At 37.2% G+C, this 19,624-nt stretch carries 15 protein-coding genes and 2 tRNA genes; 4 read left to right on the top strand and 13 right to left on the bottom strand.

Annotated features, from left to right (window positions below; translation table 11 throughout):
- Window positions 1-27: 27 nt before the first annotated feature.
- Complete coding sequence (locus FDK13_RS05485; RefSeq protein ID WP_137338981.1) at window positions 28-681, bottom strand: hypothetical protein; 654 nt, start codon at window positions 679-681, stop codon at window positions 28-30.
- A gap of 81 nt (window positions 682-762) precedes the next feature.
- Here FDK13_RS05485 and FDK13_RS05480 point away from each other — a divergent pair, with 81 nt between their 5' ends.
- Window positions 763-1,386 carry a hypothetical protein gene (locus FDK13_RS05480; RefSeq protein WP_137338980.1) on the top strand — a complete coding sequence of 208 codons (624 nt, stop codon included), beginning with the start codon at window positions 763-765 and terminating at the stop codon, window positions 1,384-1,386.
- An 18-nt stretch (window positions 1,387-1,404) separates the two neighbouring features.
- Here FDK13_RS05480 and FDK13_RS05475 read toward each other — a convergent pair whose 3' ends face one another.
- From FDK13_RS05475 to FDK13_RS05450, 6 genes are all read right to left on the bottom strand, one after another.
- Window positions 1,405-1,683: a hypothetical protein gene (locus FDK13_RS05475; protein ID WP_137338979.1), complete on the bottom strand. Its 279-nt coding sequence runs from the start codon at window positions 1,681-1,683 to the stop codon at window positions 1,405-1,407.
- Between the two features lie 2 nt (window positions 1,684-1,685).
- Window positions 1,686-1,955, bottom strand: coding sequence for a helix-turn-helix domain-containing protein (locus tag FDK13_RS05470; protein ID WP_137338978.1), 270 nt, complete (start codon window positions 1,953-1,955; stop codon window positions 1,686-1,688).
- A 58-nt stretch (window positions 1,956-2,013) separates the two neighbouring features.
- A complete protein-coding gene (locus FDK13_RS05465; protein ID WP_137338977.1) occupies window positions 2,014-3,261 on the bottom strand; it encodes a zinc metalloprotease in 1,248 nt (415 codons plus the stop codon).
- Entirely contained in the window at window positions 3,261-4,766 is a 1,506-nt protein-coding gene (locus FDK13_RS05460; RefSeq protein ID WP_137338976.1) for a hypothetical protein, read from the bottom strand. Before FDK13_RS05460 ends, FDK13_RS05465 begins: the two co-directional genes overlap by 1 nt.
- A gap of 217 nt (window positions 4,767-4,983) precedes the next feature.
- Window positions 4,984-5,069: transfer RNA gene (locus FDK13_RS05455), tRNA-Leu, on the bottom strand.
- Window positions 5,070-5,141: 72 nt separating this feature from the next.
- Window positions 5,142-5,214, bottom strand: a tRNA-Gly gene (locus FDK13_RS05450).
- Window positions 5,215-5,664: 450 nt separating this feature from the next.
- On the opposite strand from FDK13_RS05450, the gene FDK13_RS05445 reads away from it, so the two are divergent.
- Both FDK13_RS05445 and FDK13_RS05440 read left to right on the top strand, forming a co-directional pair.
- A complete protein-coding gene (locus tag FDK13_RS05445; RefSeq protein ID WP_137338975.1) occupies window positions 5,665-6,735 on the top strand; it encodes a TerC/Alx family metal homeostasis membrane protein in 1,071 nt (356 codons plus the stop codon).
- A gap of 23 nt (window positions 6,736-6,758) precedes the next feature.
- Window positions 6,759-10,748, top strand: coding sequence for an AAA domain-containing protein (locus FDK13_RS05440; protein WP_137338974.1), 3,990 nt, complete (start codon window positions 6,759-6,761; stop codon window positions 10,746-10,748).
- Here FDK13_RS05440 and FDK13_RS05435 read toward each other — a convergent pair.
- Complete coding sequence (locus FDK13_RS05435; RefSeq protein ID WP_137338973.1) at window positions 10,745-11,452, bottom strand: 3-keto-disaccharide hydrolase; 708 nt, start codon at window positions 11,450-11,452, stop codon at window positions 10,745-10,747. The genes FDK13_RS05440 and FDK13_RS05435 overlap by 4 nt on opposite strands.
- A 128-nt stretch (window positions 11,453-11,580) precedes the next feature.
- On the opposite strand from FDK13_RS05435, the gene FDK13_RS05430 reads away from it, so the two are divergent.
- Window positions 11,581-11,970, top strand: a complete 390-nt coding sequence (locus FDK13_RS05430) for an HIT family protein (protein ID WP_137338972.1) — start codon at window positions 11,581-11,583, stop codon at window positions 11,968-11,970.
- Window positions 11,971-12,023: 53 nt separating this feature from the next.
- On the opposite strand, the gene FDK13_RS05425 is transcribed toward FDK13_RS05430, so the two are convergent.
- From FDK13_RS05425 to FDK13_RS05405, 5 genes are all read right to left on the bottom strand, one after another.
- Complete coding sequence (locus FDK13_RS05425; protein ID WP_137338971.1) at window positions 12,024-13,511, bottom strand: capsule assembly Wzi family protein; 1,488 nt, start codon at window positions 13,509-13,511, stop codon at window positions 12,024-12,026.
- Between the two features lie 106 nt (window positions 13,512-13,617).
- Window positions 13,618-15,057 (bottom strand): capsule assembly Wzi family protein, encoded by a 1,440-nt coding sequence (locus tag FDK13_RS05420; RefSeq protein ID WP_137338970.1) that lies wholly within the window; start codon window positions 15,055-15,057, stop codon window positions 13,618-13,620.
- 67 nt (window positions 15,058-15,124) lie between these two features.
- On the bottom strand, window positions 15,125-16,552 hold the full coding sequence (locus FDK13_RS05415; RefSeq protein ID WP_137338969.1) for a capsule assembly Wzi family protein: 1,428 nt from the start codon (window positions 16,550-16,552) through the stop codon (window positions 15,125-15,127).
- A gap of 46 nt (window positions 16,553-16,598) precedes the next feature.
- Window positions 16,599-17,600 carry a sugar transferase gene (locus tag FDK13_RS05410; protein WP_137338968.1) on the bottom strand — a complete coding sequence of 334 codons (1,002 nt, stop codon included), beginning with the start codon at window positions 17,598-17,600 and terminating at the stop codon, window positions 16,599-16,601.
- A 337-nt stretch (window positions 17,601-17,937) separates the two neighbouring features.
- Window positions 17,938-19,611, bottom strand: coding sequence for a right-handed parallel beta-helix repeat-containing protein (locus FDK13_RS05405; protein ID WP_137338967.1), 1,674 nt, complete (start codon window positions 19,609-19,611; stop codon window positions 17,938-17,940).
- Between the last annotated feature and the right edge of the window lie 13 nt (window positions 19,612-19,624).

The raw sequence follows: 19,624 nt of genomic DNA, 5'->3' as shown, positions 1-19,624 counted from the left end.
ATTATTTTTTTTGAAAAAATTTGCGAATTAATTTTTCAACAGCGTATCAACCAACAAAGGAGAGGCGTCGGCTGCGGCTTTGCCATCAGTAAGGAGGATTTTCCGATATTTAATGATAGAGACCGCTTGAATATCCAGGCTTGTCATCTCGTCATCTGGGAAATAGCAAAGGTCATTGGCCATCTGTTGTCGAAGCATTAGCTCGACTTTAACAGAATGTTCCAGATTGGGCTCATATCCCATAAACATCTTGAGTCTGTCAGATACTGCAAATCGATATTCAGGATGGAAGCTTTCATAGTCCTGATATGTTTCAAAATCAAAACCTTCCTGTAAATGTTCTTTCATCACGTTGTTTCGAATTTCTTTGATATGGATTGCTGCTTGCTCAAATAATTCGTCTTTCGTAATACTGCCGTTTTTAAATTGGTAAACAACGGTGCGAATGAAAGCTTCCTGAGGAAGGGTGTCGAAGTTGTCTGGAATATAACCGAGATAGAAATTTATTAACTCGTGGCCACTGTCAGTTAAATGGGGCAGGACAGTTTCAGCCGCAACAAGGTCTTGGAAACTGATTATTTCTCTTTTACTTTTTGCTGCCGCTTCATAATAGGCGCGTTTGTTACCGCCAAAGGATTCATCAATTACCTTTTGTAACTCTTCTTCCGTGTAAACTGACATGTAAGCTCCTGAAGCTAATCAAAGAAATATTTTATATATTAGCACATCCTTCGATTTATGCAATCTAAAATTTCAGAATGTATGGCAAAAGATGATGATGAAGAGGAAAAGCCAATATTCCCACCGCAGTATTCGCATTTAGAAAAACCCTTCAAAGAAGCGCAGGAGCAAGTCAATCAAATCGATAAAGCGATTGCCAACTTGCGTACGAAGCAGGGGCCAACATTATCTTACCGTCCTCCCGGTGCTGATGACGCGAATATAGGGTATAAGCCTAAAAAGACTGAAAAGCGATTTAATCAACACCGGGATATTGTAAGCAGAAACTTTGAAAGGAAGGTACATAGGGAAACAAGAGACGCCGATCCTAAATTAGCATCGCATTTGCGATCTTTGGTCAAACATAAATTGAGCAGGGTGGTGGATAAGGATAAAACCCCAAGCGAACTCAAAGACATTCGTGGTGAGGTCAAGAAAACGGATAGATCTTTTGGATATATGGAGTCCCTTCATTTCAGCCGCTTCACTCATGAGAAGGACGGCGCAAAAAGCAATGATGGGAAATCGGGAATTCAAAGTTATAAAAAAGAATTCTCCCTTGATGAAATGTCAGATAGATTTATTGATAAGTTAAGTCGCCAGTCAGGAAATGGAAAAGAAGAAATGAACCCCAAAAGAGATGTAGAAGAACCTAACATGGAATAGCTGCTGAAAAAAAAGAAGCTATTTTTCGACATCCATGTCACGATCTAAATTTTTGTTTCTACCAACATTCTGTTCTGGATCATTCTTTTGCTGCTTATGTTTCATCCACGAAGGCAAACGCTGTTCGAATTGTTCGTTTAAATATTGCTCTTTGCCATGGTTAAATCCTTGGCCACGCGCATTTGTACCATATGCTTTTGCTAACTGATCGGCTATTTCAGGCATATGCTGAGAAATAAGATATCCTTCGTTAAATCCCTTTATATAAATCGGATCTAACTTTTCTTGTTCTTCCATGATCAAAAGGTTTCTCGTGAATTTTTTTCCAAATATGCCATTATCGATTCACGATCATAAAGAATAATTTTTTTTTGTGGCTGAGAGAATCGTATCTTTCCTTCATCGCGAAGTTTCTGCAAAGTTGTTTTAGACTTAATGTTCAAAAATTGCATTGCTTGCTCATCAGAAATCCATTTCTCTTTAAGATCGCCATTACTTTCTTTCAAGCGGCTAACTACTTGCTCAATCAGAGCATAGAAGGCAGTTTCTTCAAGGCATATTACTTGCATAACGGATACATACTCAAAACAAAATCATTGTTGGTCATTCCCAATACGTAAAAATTAATTATTTTAGAGCTATTTGATTTCTGACAAAGCGTTCTAAACTTTGTAATGTTTTCTTAGCATTTTTTAAAATTTCCTCATCATTGTTAGAGTCAACGCTTACTTCGTTTTTTGGTTTTAATGACTTATTCATGTCATTAAATTTCCAATTTTGAAAGGCAATTGTGTTAGGCACTAAAATACGCCTATAATAATTGTCAAAATAAATTATATCATTATCAGATAAAGCTGAGCGACGTGGGTGATTGTAGCACTCCATCTTAACATTTTCGGCAAAAAAATCTTTGGTAAGAGAATAGTTTAAGACCGAAAATTCGTCATACTTTTCACCAAAGTCATAAAGCGAAGCAGATGTTAGCGGTAGATAATTAATTCTGACTATTTCCTGAACATCATGCCTAAGTAAATCAGTAATTTGTGTTGACGGTTCTTCAGTTTTTATTCTAGTTATTAATGCCTCGGATGCTCGTAAACCATCAATTTTGCATTCATTATTTAGAGGGTATTGGTGCTCATGCATAATTCCTAATACATGACCGAATTCATGAAGCACTCTACTTCGGAATTCATCATTTTTGTCTACAACATTTTCCAATTTATGAAAATATACAGTCGCTTTTTGGGTACTAGTAACTGAACGTAACTCGCTACCAACAGCTGCCCAATCCGACTTTACTCGTAATTCATTAGGTAATCGATTACTGTTTGTACTAACTCTCACACAATTTATACAACCGTCACAAGATGATAGATATTTGGGATCGTCCAGGACCAGTTTAATCGATTGATTCTTATTCCATTCAAACGCAATCGCAAAAATTTTCTTAGCAAGTTCTTCTTTGTCTCTATCAATGTAACAAACTTTTAATATAGTTTGAGTAGGCCAACGATGTTGTCGATCAATAATAGTTTGAATACTTTTGTCAGTGTCCTTCAAGGTTTTTTCAAGCTTAAAAAAATTGCTACTAACTGTATCTGGGCTTTCAAAGCGTAACGTGTTCAAAAGATCATCTGGGTGTAGAGGTAAAATCTTGTCGGAAGCCTTTTTATTCGGGGTTTTGAAAATATCGGAATTGTTATTTATCAAATCATATAACTTTGCTATTTGATCCCTCAAATTATTAGCATTATTTTGAGGACTAATATAAATAATATCTGGCATGTCGAACGGTGTGGATTCTTGTTGGCTGTATCCGTCCATCGTTATAATTAACATTAACCCAATAATAAACTTTATCTTCTTCATCATTATTTTTTGTTTAAACCAAGGAGTTCACCTATGGCACTTGGAGACATCGTTAAACCAAAAAATATTCGAACATTGTAGTTTCTTTTATCGGAATCTTTTAAATAGCCTACTACATTTGATCCCGTATTTAGTGGTACAACATTTGTGATAGTGGAGGAGTACCAAGAACTGCTGACGAAGAGTCCAAAATTCTTTTGAATATCATAGTTTATGCCTAGAAATAATGCTTCAAGAGGATCTTTGCTGATTCTAACACCACCATTTAATGAAATTCTTTCTAAGGGTTTTTGATAGAATTTTCCATCTATATGAGAAATATCCTGTCCCCATGGATACCAACCAATCAAAGCAGCAAGGCTTGACTTTATTTGTGTTTTTCTAGTGGAGTCTGGATTGAAGGTTAACTGATTATTTTTTAGTCCGAAATAACTTACATCGGCTTTTCCCGCCCCAAACGAAACCTTTAATCGAAAGTGGACTTTCTCAAATACTTGAACAGTATCTTTAAGGTTATTTGCTAAGATCCGGATATCGTAGGGTGGTCTAATTTTATTGTCATTCTTTGGTATCAGAAAAGTAATTTTTACACTTTCTGTGCCGTCTTTAAAGGGATCACTAGTAAAGATATCTTCTCCTCTTGAACCACCAACTACTCCTTTAATAAGATCACCCATAGCAATAATTTCACCTTTGATATTTCTTTCCTTGTTTACCAAAGTGATTTTTACCGATGTAAGTTTTTTCGTATTTCCTATTAAAACAATAGCGACTTTTTTACTATTTAGAAAATACTTGTCATCTGTAATTGTTCCGACCAGAGCCTGTTCGATTTTTGTTGTATCCTCGATATACCGAGGAGTACTACCATATACTTTCCTCACTTCGTCGATCCCTTCTTTCTGCTTTTCTATTAATCCCTGCCTTAAATCTTTCATTAAAATATTTAATCTTTCATTTAGGGCCAAATATTTTAAAGTACTATCAACTTGTCGTTTAGCTACAAGTTTTTCAATTAAATTTAAATTTGATAAGTATTCCCTTTGAGCTAATGCTAAGGAGTTCATCATTAAATTTTGCTCAGCTTTAAGCTCGGTAAAATGATTGGTGGAAATTTCATCTACTGTTTTTTTGTAAAATGTCTCCAAACTTATGGGATGATGTAATGCTATTAGTCCTTTTTTATCCTTTTCCGGATTTGGTATGAGATAGGGATTTATTGTTGATAGAATTGTTTGAAGTCTATTTTTTTCTGGGCCATCGGCTTCAAAGGAAATTAGCTTATTCAGCACACTTCTCAATAACGCTTCAGGGCTTATTTTTTCACTAAGTATTTGCGGCGTCGCTGTTGAGGGATCTAAGGTTTTGACTATTGAAGCTAAATCTGACGCATCAATTTCCACTTCGTATCTCTCAAACTGTTTATTGCCATTTATGGACTGTGCCGCAACCGAGAATGGAATTATGCAGGAGCAAATAAAGATTAATTTAATAGTAAAGTTGTTCATAGAGAGGATGTTTAGTTTTAGCAAAACTATTTAAAATCCTCCTATATGGCTATACGTAATAATACGCTTTCTATAGAGTATTATTACGCTTTACATTGTTCGAGAAATTTTTCAAAGGCGCCTAATCCAATAAATGATGTTTGGCAAATGTTTGGCACAAAATTAAAGGGCACAAAAAAAGGAGTTACGAAAAGATCGTAACTCCTTGACAGTGATGTACCGGGGACGGGAATCGAACCCGTACGAGCCTTACAGCTCACAGGATTTTAAGTCCTGCGTGTCTACCAGTTCCACCACCCTGGCATTAACCCACCTTCAAACAAGTTTGTCGGTTTTTATGAGAAAAAGCACCGTTTCCGGTGCTTGATATCTCTGAGCAGAAGACGAGGTTCGAACTCGCGACCTCAACCTTGGCAAGGTTGCGCTCTACCAGCTGAGCTACTTCTGCGTGTTGTCTGGTGCGTTATTTGATTAACGTGGTGCAAAGGTATTCATATGAGCCATGCGGCGCAAGTGTTTGATGAAAATATTTTTGAAAAAAAATGAAACAAACTATTAACAAATTGTAAATCATAATAGTTAGCGAAAATAAAAAATTCACTTTTTTTTTGAGATCAATGAATGTTATCTAAAATATGATCTAAAAATAGAGTTAGAACGTTGGTTTTGAAATAATGAATGAGAAATTTATTTTCCAATCGGATGAATTTCTTTCAAGCCAGTAAACCATACTTAATCGATTTTAGGGAGGAAAGATTATACTTACAACCGTTTGTCCAAATAGCCTCCGGCACTTCAAATTTTGATTACCTTTGTGTCGTATTGACAATGGGGACAATTCTCATTGATTTTTATGACTCATCTCTGTCGTTGTCCAGGTATAAAAAAATAAATTTTCATGTTTTCGAGCGAAGTACTGTTTTTTGGAGGTTTCCTTTTAGTGATTGGCATCATGCTCCTTTTAGATCTGGGAGTTTTTAATAAAAAAGATCATGTTGTAAAATTTAAAGAAGCTGCTGCCTGGACCGTCGCCTGGATTGTATTGGCGCTCGTATTTTACATGGTCATTAAAACGCATGGCGATTTAGTTCATGGCGTTACTAATTACGAAGATCTCTCGATAATTCAATCCAAATATGCACCTCAGTTAAAGCTTATTCCTGATAATTTTGAAGCAAGTTTGGAAATATACCGGAAGAATATGTCTCTGGAATTTATTACCGGTTATTTGCTCGAATACGCCCTTTCAGTAGATAATATTTTCGTAATCATTCTCATATTTGCTTCGTTTGGAGTACGTCCCAAATACTATAAAAAGGTATTATTCTGGGGTGTTTTAGGAGCCATTTTAATGCGTTTTGTTTTTATTTTTGTAGGTTCTGCATTAATCCAGCGTTTCGAGTGGATCATTTATCTATTTGGTATATTGCTCGTTTATCAAGGGGGCAAAATTTTCTTTCAGGGGGAAGAAGATGAAACAATTGATCCTGCCAAACATCCGGTAGTTAAATTTGCTTCAAAATATTTCTCCGTTTTTCCGCGTTATGTTTACGAACATTTCTTCGTAAAGAAAAAAGGGAAATGGCTTGTTACACCTCTTTTCGTTGTTGTTCTTATCGTTGAATTTACGGATTTGATCTTTGCCGTGGATTCAGTTCCTGCCGTTTTCTCTGTCACAAAGGATCCTTACGTGGTTTTCTTTTCAAACATTTTTGCTATCATGGGTCTTCGATCGATGTTCTTCTTTTTGAGCAACATAATGGGACTTTTTCGCTTTCTTAAATATGGACTTGGTGTACTTCTCGTCTTTATTGGTGGAAAAATGCTGGCACATGTTCCACTTGAAGAAATGGGTTTCAAGACCGTTTATTCGCTCTACGTAATCCTTGGAATCCTGGCAGTAAGTATCCTTGCCTCGGTTATTTTTCCCGAAAAAGAAGAAGTAAAAGAAATCGTATCCAATAGTTAATTCGCAAGGATCGTTTTAAATCTATGAACCGAATCCTTAAAGCTTATTTAAAACGACTGACTAACCTCAGCACGCGTAACAAGTCACTTTTGTTAACGAGCCTTCCGGCTGAGCAATTTCTGGATTTAAACGAAACGGATTTTCTTCTTGGGAAATCTTCCTTTGAATTTATTCAAAACCTGATTCAGCGAAAAAACCGGATTCCTGTTTGTGATATACAGGATCCCCGTTTTGAAAAGGTAAATGAAGTCAGCAAGCGTTTGCGCAAAATAGCGCGCACGGAGCATTTTATAGAAGAGGAGCGGGGTTCGAGAGATCTCTATGTTGGCTACCCGTTTGTTCGTGGAAAACTTTCTGACGGCACGCCCATTCACGCACCCTTATTATTTTTTCCGGTAACGCTTCGGATTGACCGGGAGCAGTGGTGTTTGTTTGAACGTGATGACATTGGTATTACGTTGAACCGCAGTTTCTCGCTGGCCTATGCACATTTCAATGAGGCCGTAATTTCAGACGAAATACTTGAAAAATCTTTTGAGGATTTTTCAAAAGACATACTTGAATTCAGGACCCAGCTTTACGAATGGCTGAAAGAAACGCCGCTTAAAATTAACTTTAATCAGCAGCTTTTCGAAGATAAGTTAGCTCCATTCGCTATTCACAAAAGCGCAGACTTGCAGCTTTTGGAAAAAAATGGCGAGCTGAAACTTTATCCGGAAGCTGTGCTGGGAATATTCCCGCAGGCGGGTTCCTACCTTGTGCCGGATTATAATACTTTGTTGGAATTGTCGGAGCAGGAAACATTTAAAATGCTTTTGCTTAATGACGAAATTGATGAAAGTTTTCAATCGCAGGAAATTTCAGAATTGGTTAGCGAAGAACCGCAACCCATTTTAAGAGAAGAGCAAATATTAACCCCTTTTGCAATTGATGAGTCTCAGGAAGGGATTGTCCGAGCTGTAAAATCGGGCAAATCTGTTGTAGTGCAGGGCCCGCCCGGAAGCGGAAAATCTCAGTTGATCTGTAATTTAATGGCCGATTTTGCTTCACAGGGAAAACGTGTTTTACTGGTTTGTCAGAAACGGGCTGCGCTGGATGTCGTTCATCAGCGGTTAAAGACCGTAGGTATGGATCCGTTTGTAGCGCTTATTCACGATTTTAAAAATGACCGGGCTGATTTGTATCGTCAATTTGCAACGCAGATTGAGCAGGTAGAATCCTATCGTCAGCAAAATTATAGTCTGGATGCTGTTTTTCTGGAAAGGCAATTCGGTCAGGAAAGCCGTCAGATTGATCGTACAGTAGGGGAGCTTGATGTTTTCAGAAGTGCATTATTTGATGACACCGAAAGCGGTGTTTCTGTGAAAGAATTATATCTGACCTGTGACAACAAAGCGGAAATCATTGATGTCAAAGATCTTTACCGCTTTTTTCGTCTTGATCAATGGGATGATTTTAAGAGAAGATTGAAAACATTGACAGGTTATCACCTACATTTTAATAAACAACATGCATGGTTTAACCGAAAAAGTTTTGCAAAATATAGCATTGGGGATTTACGAAATATGGAAAAAATGTTGTCCGATTGGCCGGAAGCATATAATCTTCAAAGTCGTAAATTTGAAAAAATAGCAGGAAGGCCTTTTTCAATTGATTATATTCAAAACAGAAGTGAAATCCTTGAAAGACTGAATGATATCTCCGAACTGATTCAAAAGGAAGCTGTCTATAATCTCTTCAAAAAATATATTGATTCCGATAAAAACAGTTCCGAGAGGCTGGCATTTATCCGTCAGACGACGGATTCACTGGAAGGGTTTGTGGAAGATGGGATTGAATCAAACTTAAACCAATCCGGGCTTACCCCGTTTCGTGCACAATTGAAAAAAGCAATGGATGCAAAGCAATCCTCTGTATCCGGAATTTGGTGGAATTTGTTTGGGAACGAAAAAGCTGCGGTAACAGATATTGCGCTCAAAAACGGTCTTACTACCTCTGCTGAGGATCTTGGAAAACTAGAACTCCGACTGCGCAACAGAATTGAACTGGAAAACTGGCTTCGAAGTCCTTTACTGGATTTCGATGAGAAATTCCTTGAATTTAATGCTTCTTTTGAGCAACAACATATTCACTTTTTTCAGGATGCTGAAAAAGCTGCTGATGGAGTTTCCCGCTCACTATTAAAACCCTGGCAAGAAATAATTATTCATTTGGCTTTGCAATCTGAAAATTTGAATGATTTCCAGATCAATATCGAAAAAATGTCGGGTTGGATTAAATCATGGGGACGACTGGAAGAAATGTTGACCCCATTTCTATTACCACTACAAATTGAAAAACTGATTTTACAGCCTGAAAATTACAGCAGAGAACTACTTTCTTCTTTAAGCCGTGATTTTGATTCGCTTGTGGAGATGGACAGAATTGTGTTTGAAATGAACGCAAATGAACAAACCATCACGAAACGTATTATTTCAAAGGGTCAAAAATCTGAATACAATAGTTCTGAGCAATTTGTGAGCTTGTTTGAAAACAGTATTTCCCTTGAATGGATTGAACATATTGAAAATAAATTCCCGGAGTTAAGGGCTGTCACTTCTCTGAAAATGCAGCAGTGGGAAGAGCAGCTGCAAGGTAGTATTGAAGAAAAGCAGAATTTAAGCCGGGATATAACAGGAATAAAACTTCGGGAAGCAACCTATCAGGATATTGAAAAAAACAGACTTGGAAACCGGGTCACCTACCGCGAATTAAATCATCAGGTGACTAAAAAACGAAAAATCTGGCCGATCCGGAAGCTTTTGGAAAATTATGCGGAAGACGTTTTTTCATTAATTCCATGCTGGATGGCATCTCCCGAAGCCGTTTCTGCCATATTCCCGATGCAGGCTGATTTATTTGACATGGTTATTTTTGATGAAGCTTCACAGTGTTATGCGGAATATGGATTACCTGCGGCTTTTCGCGGGAAACAGGTTGTTGTAACGGGCGATGCTAGACAACTTTCTCCAAGTGATTTATACAAAGTCCGGTATGAAGAAAAACCGGATGAAGAAGAAGTTTCGGTAGCACTCGAAGTTGTTTCTTTACTTGATCTGGCTGCCCAAAGTCTGGACCAGTATCAACTATCGGGACATTACCGTAGTCTTTCTCTGGATCTGATTGGTTTTTCAAATCAGCATTTTTATAAAAATTCTTTACGACTGCTGCCCGATTTCAATTTGATAAACAAACAGGAGCCGGGGATTTCTTATGTTAAAACAGACGGTGTCTGGAAAAATAACATGAATTTGATCGAAGCTGAAAAAGTGGTTGAACTTATACGAGAGCTGGGCACAACTGATAAAACGCTTGGTGTAGTCACGTTTAATTTTTATCAGCAACAGCTTATCCAGGAGGTTTTGGAAAGAGAAAAGGTCACTGGAAATGATTTATTTGTCAAAAATATTGAAAATGTTCAGGGAGACGAAAGGGATATTATTATTTTCTCAATGGGTTACGCCCCCGATGAAAAGGGAAAAATAGCAATGAATTTTGGTAGTCTTAACATGCAGGGCGGCGAAAACAGACTCAATGTAGCAGTAACCCGTGCGAGAGAAAAGATCTACTTTGTAACCAGTGTCTGGCCCGAACAATTACAAACGGAACAGACTGCAAATGAAGGGCCAAGATTATTGAAAGCGTATCTTAATTATGCACAGCAGGTTTCAGAAGGGAATTACCAGCCAAAACCGTTAGCAACGGATCGTTTCAGGTCAAACTGGTTATTGAAAGACAGACTGGCAAAACTCCGGCCTGATCTTTATAAAGAACTGCCGTTTTCGGATCTTACTATAAAAGAAGAAGGGGTATATAAAGGTCTGATCCTGACGGACGATGATTTGTATCACCGAAGTAAATCGTCAAAAGAACCACACGCTTATTTACCCCTTCTGCTGCGACTGAAAAACTGGCCTGTCAGACGAATTTACAGCCGCGAATACTGGGCCGGATCGATGAACTTAGAGGACTAAAGTTCTTTGATCCGGATATTTTTGAAGGAAACTTTGTTCCCATGATCCTGCAAAGCAATTTTGCCTTTTTGCGATACACCGAAACCATCCCATGTTTTGAACTTGCTGTTAGCAACAAGCTTCTCCCACTCAGGACCCATCGTTGAGAATTCAACCAGCTTTTTGCCGTTCAACCAGCTTTCACCATGACCGTTCTTGATAATGATTTTAGCTTTGTTCCATTCACCGGCAGGTTTTGTAGCAGTAAAATCACTTGGAGGAAGCATATCGTAAAGAGAAGCTGATTTGTGATTTCCGTCTTTTCCAGCTTTTGCGTCAGGATGTTTCACATCGTCCAAAATCTGAATTTCCGGACCCGTAGAATAGGGACAGCAGTATTTTTTGTCTTCAGTCACGTGATAAATAATTCCACTGTTACCACCTTCACTGATCTTCCAGTCCAGTTCCAGTTCAAAATCAGCATATTCTTTATCCGTAACCAGGTCTTTTCCTCCTTTGTCAGCAAGAACGATAGCACCATCTTCGATTTTCCATTGAGGCAAAACCGAAGTTTCCTGCCAGCTATGCCATCCGGTCAATGTTTTACCGTCAAACAATTTTACCCATTTGCCTTTTTGTGCCTGTGCTTCGTTTCCAAGAAGTGCGAGTGAAAATAAGGCGATTAGGGCTGTTTTGCCAAATCCTTGCCATTTTGTCAAATTCATGTGCTATTATTTTTAAATGTTTTGGATCACAATATTAAGTACTTTTGGGAATGGAATTACTTAAAATCGTATTAAAGTTTAAGTAATTCTATTTATATTTTTGTCAGATCCGAAAAACAAAACAATTGATGGCTTCTATATTTTCAAGAATTGTCAGCGGAGAAATTCCTTCCCACAAAATTGCTGAGAATGAAGAGTTTTTAGCTTTCCTCGATGCATTCCCTATCGCCAAAGGACATACGTTAGTGATTCCAAAGAAAGAAGTTGACTATATTTTTGATCTGGACGACGATACTTACACCCGGCTTTTCCTTTTTGCAAAAAGCATTGTACCTGCTTTGGAAAAGACAGTACCCTGTTTGCGGATAGGTGTCAGTGTAATTGGGCTGGAAGTTCCTCATGCACATATCCATTTGCTTCCTTTAAACAGTATGGCTGATGCAGATTTTAGTAAAAAGATAAAGATTTCACAGGAAGAGCTGGCTGATTTGGCGACGGCGATTCGTGGTAATATGTAAAATGAAGGCCACCAAAATATAATTTTTAATGGCCTTTTATTAATGACGAGAACCTATTTACTTAAAAGCCCTTCCTTTCTTAGTCCCAACGTAAACCCATAAGTATCAGCATATAACTTGCCTAAATCCGCCGCCACTGACCCTTTCAGGATTGTGCCGCCAAAGATGTTGATCTTGCCTTGCATGGTTAACAGGCCGGAAAATTGGGTGGGGGAGGAGATAAATGGCTCGTCATACGTTCCTGAATTACTGGAATATGATAATTTTGTTGTCCATATGATTTTTTGCATTAAAGTGCCTTTTAGGCCAATATGTATAACACTTACGCGGTTATTGCTTGTAAAGCTGTCTGCGTAACTAGGCCATTTCCATCTAGTATCGGATGTCGGCGTAATAAAAGGTGTACCGATAGTGCGATCATAATAGGACCAACCATCCCGAACCTGGGCGTGATTGAAGTAATTATCATGTCCTCTGTTTTTTCCATCGGTAATTACAAAATTATCTCCTCCCTGATCTTTTGTATAAAGGAATTCCAAGACACCTTCGGTGATTTGAAAATTGGAACCATATGAATTCTTTCTGCGGATACGAAGCCCATTTAACCCATCTTTAAGCCCAGTCAAATAAAAGATTGAACCGTCTTCGTATGGTGTTTGCCTGTATATCAGAATACTTGATCCATATGTCTCTATTTCAACAGCTAGATCAATACTTCCTAATTGATTCCCTATTCTATTGGTGCTATCGAAATAGGTAGCATTTGTTCCTTTCACCCCTAATCTTCCAGTAACCATATTAATATAGTTTCCAAAGCCACTTGGCATTTTACCGTCGACTGTCAAATAAGGCGATTTTCCTCCCCATTGAACTTGGTGATTGGCGCCTGCATATAACTTCAGTCTGGAAGTAGATTTACCCAATCTTAAGTAAATAGCCTTTTGGTGGAGTTTCAAGTCACTGGTAATCGGGCGATTATTTTCAAAGAATCCGTCAGAGTAAAACCCATTAAAAGAAACCCATCCTTTCGTGAATGGGACGGCAACAAATCCCATTGTACCAAGTTGGATTTTAGGAATAGGCATAGCATTTCCGGACCATGCATAAGATCCGGTTCCGAGGGTTGAGTCTGCTAATCCAACCCATTGTTTTTTTCTTCCAACCGAAAATTCCCAATTTTTAAACCGGATAGAAGCATATGCTTGTGGAAGAAGAAATTTATTTTCTTGTTTTGTAATATTACCTACTGCCTCCACACCAAATCCGATTCTCCATTTATTAGTTTCATCATTGGAAAGGCTATGGAAATAATCGAAACCGGCATGCACACTTCCAGCAGGGCTTGCACGAGGAACAATACCAAACTGGTTAGCCTGAATCCAAAAAGGTGTGCGTGAGGTAGAGCTACCAAATCCGGTGAGTTCTACAAATGAAGAAGTTGAATCTGAAAATTTATTTACTGCAGAAACAGATTGAGAATAGCTTCTGGAACAAATGATTAAAATAAGAAAATAAATAAAAATTGTGGAGATTGGTCTCATAAGCTAACTTCAAAGGTTTTTATATAGTGTGTCATAATTAAAATTATCGAGAGGGTTGAATATAAAAACTTTTGTTTTCTAACGCTTCAAAACAATACCTTATATATCACCAAAACATACCGCTTTTACGATAGCCAAGTAATAAGCTTGATGAATTTGGATAAAGTTTGCCAATATCGGAATAAAAACTCGCAATGAGACTCCCGTTTCTAAGAAATTTCATTTTTTTCTCTGCACTTAACTGGATAGAAACTTGCTGTTTGACAGTATCGAATGGATTAATATAAGTTCCGAAATTTCGAGAATAAGTTCCTTTAAAAAGAAAGGTAGTATTTAACCAGCTTGCTGTAATTCCTGAATGAAAAACCCAGCCTCTGTTGTTATTTGTAAATTTAGTTTGGTTACGCGGGAGATCGCCATCGGTTAAACTTTGCCCTGGAATTAATGGTGTTCCTATCGAGGCTCCGTTATATGACCAACCTCTGCGGTAAATGTAAGAATTGAAATAGTCACCATTCTCAAAAATTGCAAGCCCCGACAGTGGAGAATTGTTGGTTTGATTTTGTGTTCCTATCACTTCTAACAAAAAAGAATTGATGGAAAAATAAGTTTCATTTTTGCTGAGCGGTTTGATGCGTTTTATTCTTATCCCATTCAGGCCGTCAATAAAATTGTTTGCTTTAAATAATGAGCCTGTGTCATAGATATTCTGTCTGTACAAAAAGTAATTCCAGTTGCTGCCTTTCCATTCTCCGGCAAGATCTATGGTTCCAAAGTGGGTGCCTACTTTTCTATAATCCAGTGTTTTTCCTGATACCACGTACCAGTAGGCGTTAAGAGTGCTAAGATGATTAACAGGTGAAATCTCATTTTCTCCACCCCAAATGGCCTGATGATTGATGCCCGTATAAATTTTAAAGAGGTTATTGGGACGTCCAACCCGAAAGTAAAGTGATTTTTGATGAAAATACGTGTTTGGTACATAGCTGGTACTTCCATAAGTAATTTGACTTCCTCCCAATCTACCGTCTGAAAACGAGGCTTTAATTGAAATCAAATCGTTAGTAAAACCCAAAGGCAGGAAAACAGGAATTGAAATTTTGAAACCAGGTATTGGTCGGGCATTACCCGACACGGCCAGAGAGCCGGAAGTAAGGAGTGTGTCGACCAAACCCGTTATCGATTTTTTCTGACCGGCAAGAAACTCGACAGGTCCAATCTTGCCCGCAACATATAAATCGGTGAAAAAATAATCTCCGGATTTTCCGAGTCCTGATTTTCCGTAGTTCGTGATTAATTCGGCTCCTGCAGACCATTGAAAAGTTCTGGGATTGTGGGCATTGTAAATTTTATGCGCCGCCCACTGACCGCTTACAAAAGTACCATTCAAAGGAACGGCTCCATTTTGGTTGGCATGCATCCAAAAAGGCGACTGGGCAGTAGAGCCAGCCAGAGCAAGAGAAGTTTTATATTGGAAAGTAGAGTCTTGAGCGTGTGATAATAACGCGGTAAAAAAAAGGAAACTGATAAAAAAGCAATTACGCATCGAATTAGAATATAGGTATTTAATGACCTAAAATATCTTTAATGTTATTTATCAGGAAGGTCAAGAGTTAACGGAGAAAACCTATCTTTCTCCATCCTATGGTAAGAGCGGAGTTATTTGTATATAATTTACCGATATCAGCTGCTAAACTTATACTTAAAAGACTTCTATTCCAAATAGAAATTGGTCTTTCTGCGCGAATTAATAGTGACGTTTGGCTAAGAGCTGATGGGAATGGGAAATCATATGTTCCAAAGTTTTGAGAAAAAGTGCCTTTAAATAATAAGTCAACCTTATTCCAGGACGCTTTTAGGCCAAGATGAAATGCAATTATTCTATTGTTTGCAGTGAAGTTTGAGCTGTCACGAGCAATATTATCCCGATACATATTCTGAGGGCCTATCAAGGGTGTGCCAAGAGCCCTGCCTTTGTATGACCAGCCTTGTGCGTAAACGTAATGGTTAAAGTAATTATCTCTTCCAAAAATACCTTTGTCAAAGTCGAAGGTGCTGCCCCCTTGCTCTTTTGTATAGATAAATTCAACTAAAACAGTATTGAGTTTAAACGAAAGATCTTTTTCATCAATATGTTTTCTTTTAAATCTTAAACCGTTAAGACCGTCAGCAATATTGGTAAGTTTTGCCAGCGAACCATCCTCATAAATACTTTGACGATATAAGAAAACATTCCAGGTATTGCCTCTCCATTCTGCTGCTACGTCTATTGTCCCGAAATGATTTCCTACCCTGCTATCTGCCCAGGGTTTTCCTAAAATTACATACTTGTAAGCCTCCAGAGTTTTTAAACCACCGGTAAATATTTTCTCCTCTCCACCCCACATAGCCTGATGGTTAAAACCCGCGTATAAGCTAAGCCTATGACGTGAACCTCCTAATCTCAAATAAAGAGATTTTTGATGCATATAAGTATTAGGAACCTGGCTGACATTTCCATAATTAATAGCAGCTGAACCTAATAAACCATCTGAGTAAGAAAATTTAAATGAGATAATATCATTTAAGGGGATAATATTTACAAAATTAGGTGTAGAAATTTGTATTTTGGGATATGGACGAGCATTCTCGGATATCGCCAGGGAACCTGATGTTAAGGTGCTATCTGTTATTCCCATTGATCCTTTACGTTGCCCTATACTTATTTCAAGCGGCCCCGCTTTTCCAGCCACATACAAATCGGTAAAAAAAACAGAACTGGATTTACTCACATTAGTAATAAGCTGGGCCCCAGCTGACCATTGAAATAAACGAGGATTTCCGGGATTATAAATTTTGTAAATTCCATATTGCCCTGAAATAGATGAGCCATATGGTGGAATAGCTCCATATTGGTTTGATTGCAACCAATATGGAGTTTTGTTATTAGCCCCGGAAGCAAGAAGGCTAAAAGAATAAGTTAGTGTTGAATCTTGTGCGTGGTTTATACCAATACTTAAAACAAAACATAAGAAAAAGTTAAGTACTGATATTTTCCTCATTGGAAAGGTTGGCAAGATTTGAAATTAGGCGTAGTCAAAATAAATATTAAAGACCTTTCCTGCCTAATATTACCCAAATTGTTAACATTATTATCTTAAGTTCAAGTTGTATACTCCAGTTCTTAATGTAATAAAGATCATACATCAATTTATGACGGGCATCGCGAACGCCAGCACCATAGGGATACATAACCTGTGCGTATCCGGTAATACCAGGTTTTACATTATGCCTTATGTTATAATAAGGAATTGTTTCATCGAAAGTTTCAGTAAATACAGGCCTCTCCGGTCTTGGACCAATTAACGAAATATCTCTACGAAAAATATTGATGATTTGAGGAAGTTCGTCGATCCTGCTGGCACGCATGAAAGATCCGTAAGAAAATATACGTTCATCTTTTTTTCTTGAAAAACTTGCTCCGTTAATTTCTGCGTCCAGGCGCATAGACCTGAATTTAATACATCCGAAATTTTTGTTATCCATACCTACCCTTTCCTGAAAATAAAAAACGGGTCCTGGGGATTCCATTTTTATTCGTAGGTAGCTAAGTATCCATAGCGGGAGGCTGAAGAGAAATAATGTAGCAGAAATTGAAACATCAATTATCTTTTTAGGATAGCGAACTCTCCTTCCAAAGTTTAACAAGCTGTTAATGTTTGGGTTTATTTCCCTAATATCATGAGGAATGTAAACTTTTTTCAGAATATTTTCACAAAAGTCATAAACTGTATTTATTCGAATGGATTTATTTTTCCGAACAACTAAATCATAAATGACATGATAACGACTATCATATTGAGGATTAGTTACCAAATGTATTTTCTCAAACTTATCAAGAAGTGGACTTACTTCCTGGTTTAATAAAAAATCATCATCAGTGGATTGTGGGATCAGAATTACTTCCTGATAATTTTTTAAAAGAAGCGCCAGATCAAATTTTTGAAGGAAATAATCATAACTTGTTACGATAAGAACTTCATTTGTAATGGCTGTTTTGCTTCGTAAACGGTGAATACAAGTGTGATAGGTTGTAGTTGTTTTCCTCATAACTCTGAAGATAGATGTGTGTGTTGAAGATATATATGTGTGTTTTGCTTACAAGTTTATACAATAATATGTTAAAATAAAAACTTTAACTAATATCTTTTAAAGACGCAAATATGTTCAATATATTCTAGGATTATTATTATGATAATCAATGATTAAAATACATAGATGAAAATATTTTAAATCTATTCTTAGGGAACAAAATCGACTAAAAATGGTATTAATATTGGGTGAAACAAAAATAATTGTGTATTGGAAAACAAAGGGCATCAGGAAGTTAAGTAACTTGTTTTTCTGTTAATGGATTATAGTTCAAATAAAATTCGATAGTTGATTATTATTGGGGAGCAATTTTACCAAATGGTTTCCATGTTCCTGGACTTCCAGAATTAATACAGATCCAACCGGTGTATCCGTTCTCAATGGGTATAAGATTATAAATTTTACTTCCTTTAACATAATATCCACTGGAAGGAGGAGATATTCCATTCTCCGAGATAATGGCAAAATGCTCAGGCAAAACTTTTTTAGGGAAACTTGAATCCGAATAATTATTTATAAACTGAAAATCTGGGGCAAAGTCTGCGGTCTCAATAGAATAGGCAATTTTTCCTTTTCCTAAATTAATAGCAGAATTGTCAGAGAAAAGAGATCCAGTGGAATAAAATCCTTTTGACACCACAAATTGGTAGGCTATGCCACTATTTATTTTTACAACGTTGTTTTGAATTCTTTTTATCCCGGATTGAAAAACGGCTAGGCCAAGAACATTTGGAGAATTACTTGATATAGTAATAAAGTTATTGCTAATAATGCATTCGGATTCGTTACTTTTTATTCCAATAATTCCAATTGTAGATTCTAGTTGATTTCCTATGATGGTAATGGTTCCATTTTTGTAACTGTCGATGCCATATTCTTTAAATCCTGTTATAATATTGTTAGCGATAATTAGACTTTTGGCGCCAGATCCCGAGTAAAGGGATATGCCTTTTTTTAAGACATTGTTTCCCGTAATAGAGTTATTTACAATGCGGATATAGTAGGAATCTGACTGGCAGTTTATTCCTGCAAGCGATGAGTCACTACTTGCAAAAATTTGATTGCCTTCAATATCAATATTACTTTGATTAGCATGACAATCAATACCATAGGACTGAATCCCGATAGTAAATTTTGGTTTGCATCCAAAATTTCTGATCGTATTATTTTTTATACTGATATGACCGGTAATTGACTTTGGACTATCAGGTTCTATATCAATACCGTCCAGATACGTATTTAAGATAAAATTGTTGCTAATCTTGATATCTGTAGCAAAATCTGCAATGGCAATTCCTTGTCTACTACACTTATTAAAGTAATTATTTTCAATAATCACCTGGCTAGAATGTTGAATGCACACAAAGTCTCCTCGGGCATTTCCATATCCTTTGATATTACTAATGGTATTGTTGAGTATTTTAATGTTTTCAGATCCAAAATTGCCAGAGGGCGAGGCTTTGAAGCTTCCCGAAACAAGAATGCCAAATCCATATTCGAGCTTGCTGGATTCAACACCAATATTGGAAATGGTGCAGTTGGCGATTACAATATTTTTTCCATCTATAATATAAATTGCTTTATCAAAGGCATTTTCACCATCATTGGCTTTTATCGTCAGGCCTTCAATAAAAATATTTTTGCTGCCTTTAATTATTATGGCGTCAAAAAATGACCTATTGGGAGCTGTTATTGTACTTTGCTGACCTATTATCTTTTTGTTACTTGGAACGATCAGCGGGCCTGAAATCTTGTAATTCCCAGAAAGTAGAATGGTGGTTTGTGCCGCGTTAAAAGCTGCCTGAAGTGCGACTCTGTCGTCGGCAATTCCGTCACCTTTAGCACCAAATGTTTCGGGTGCAACATAATCTCCTGACTTGGGAAGGGTTAATTTTATGTTTTGTCCTGCTAAATAAAATGATGATAGATTAAAGAGAACAAAAGCAGTAAAATGGAGTTTTATTCTCATAGTATAACGTAGT

The organism is Dyadobacter frigoris (assembly GCF_005280585.1).
GTDB lineage: Bacteria > Bacteroidota > Bacteroidia > Cytophagales > Spirosomataceae > Dyadobacter > Dyadobacter frigoris.
The sequence above is the reverse complement of the archived record's forward strand: the minus strand, read 5'-3'. Positions and strand labels throughout refer to the sequence as shown.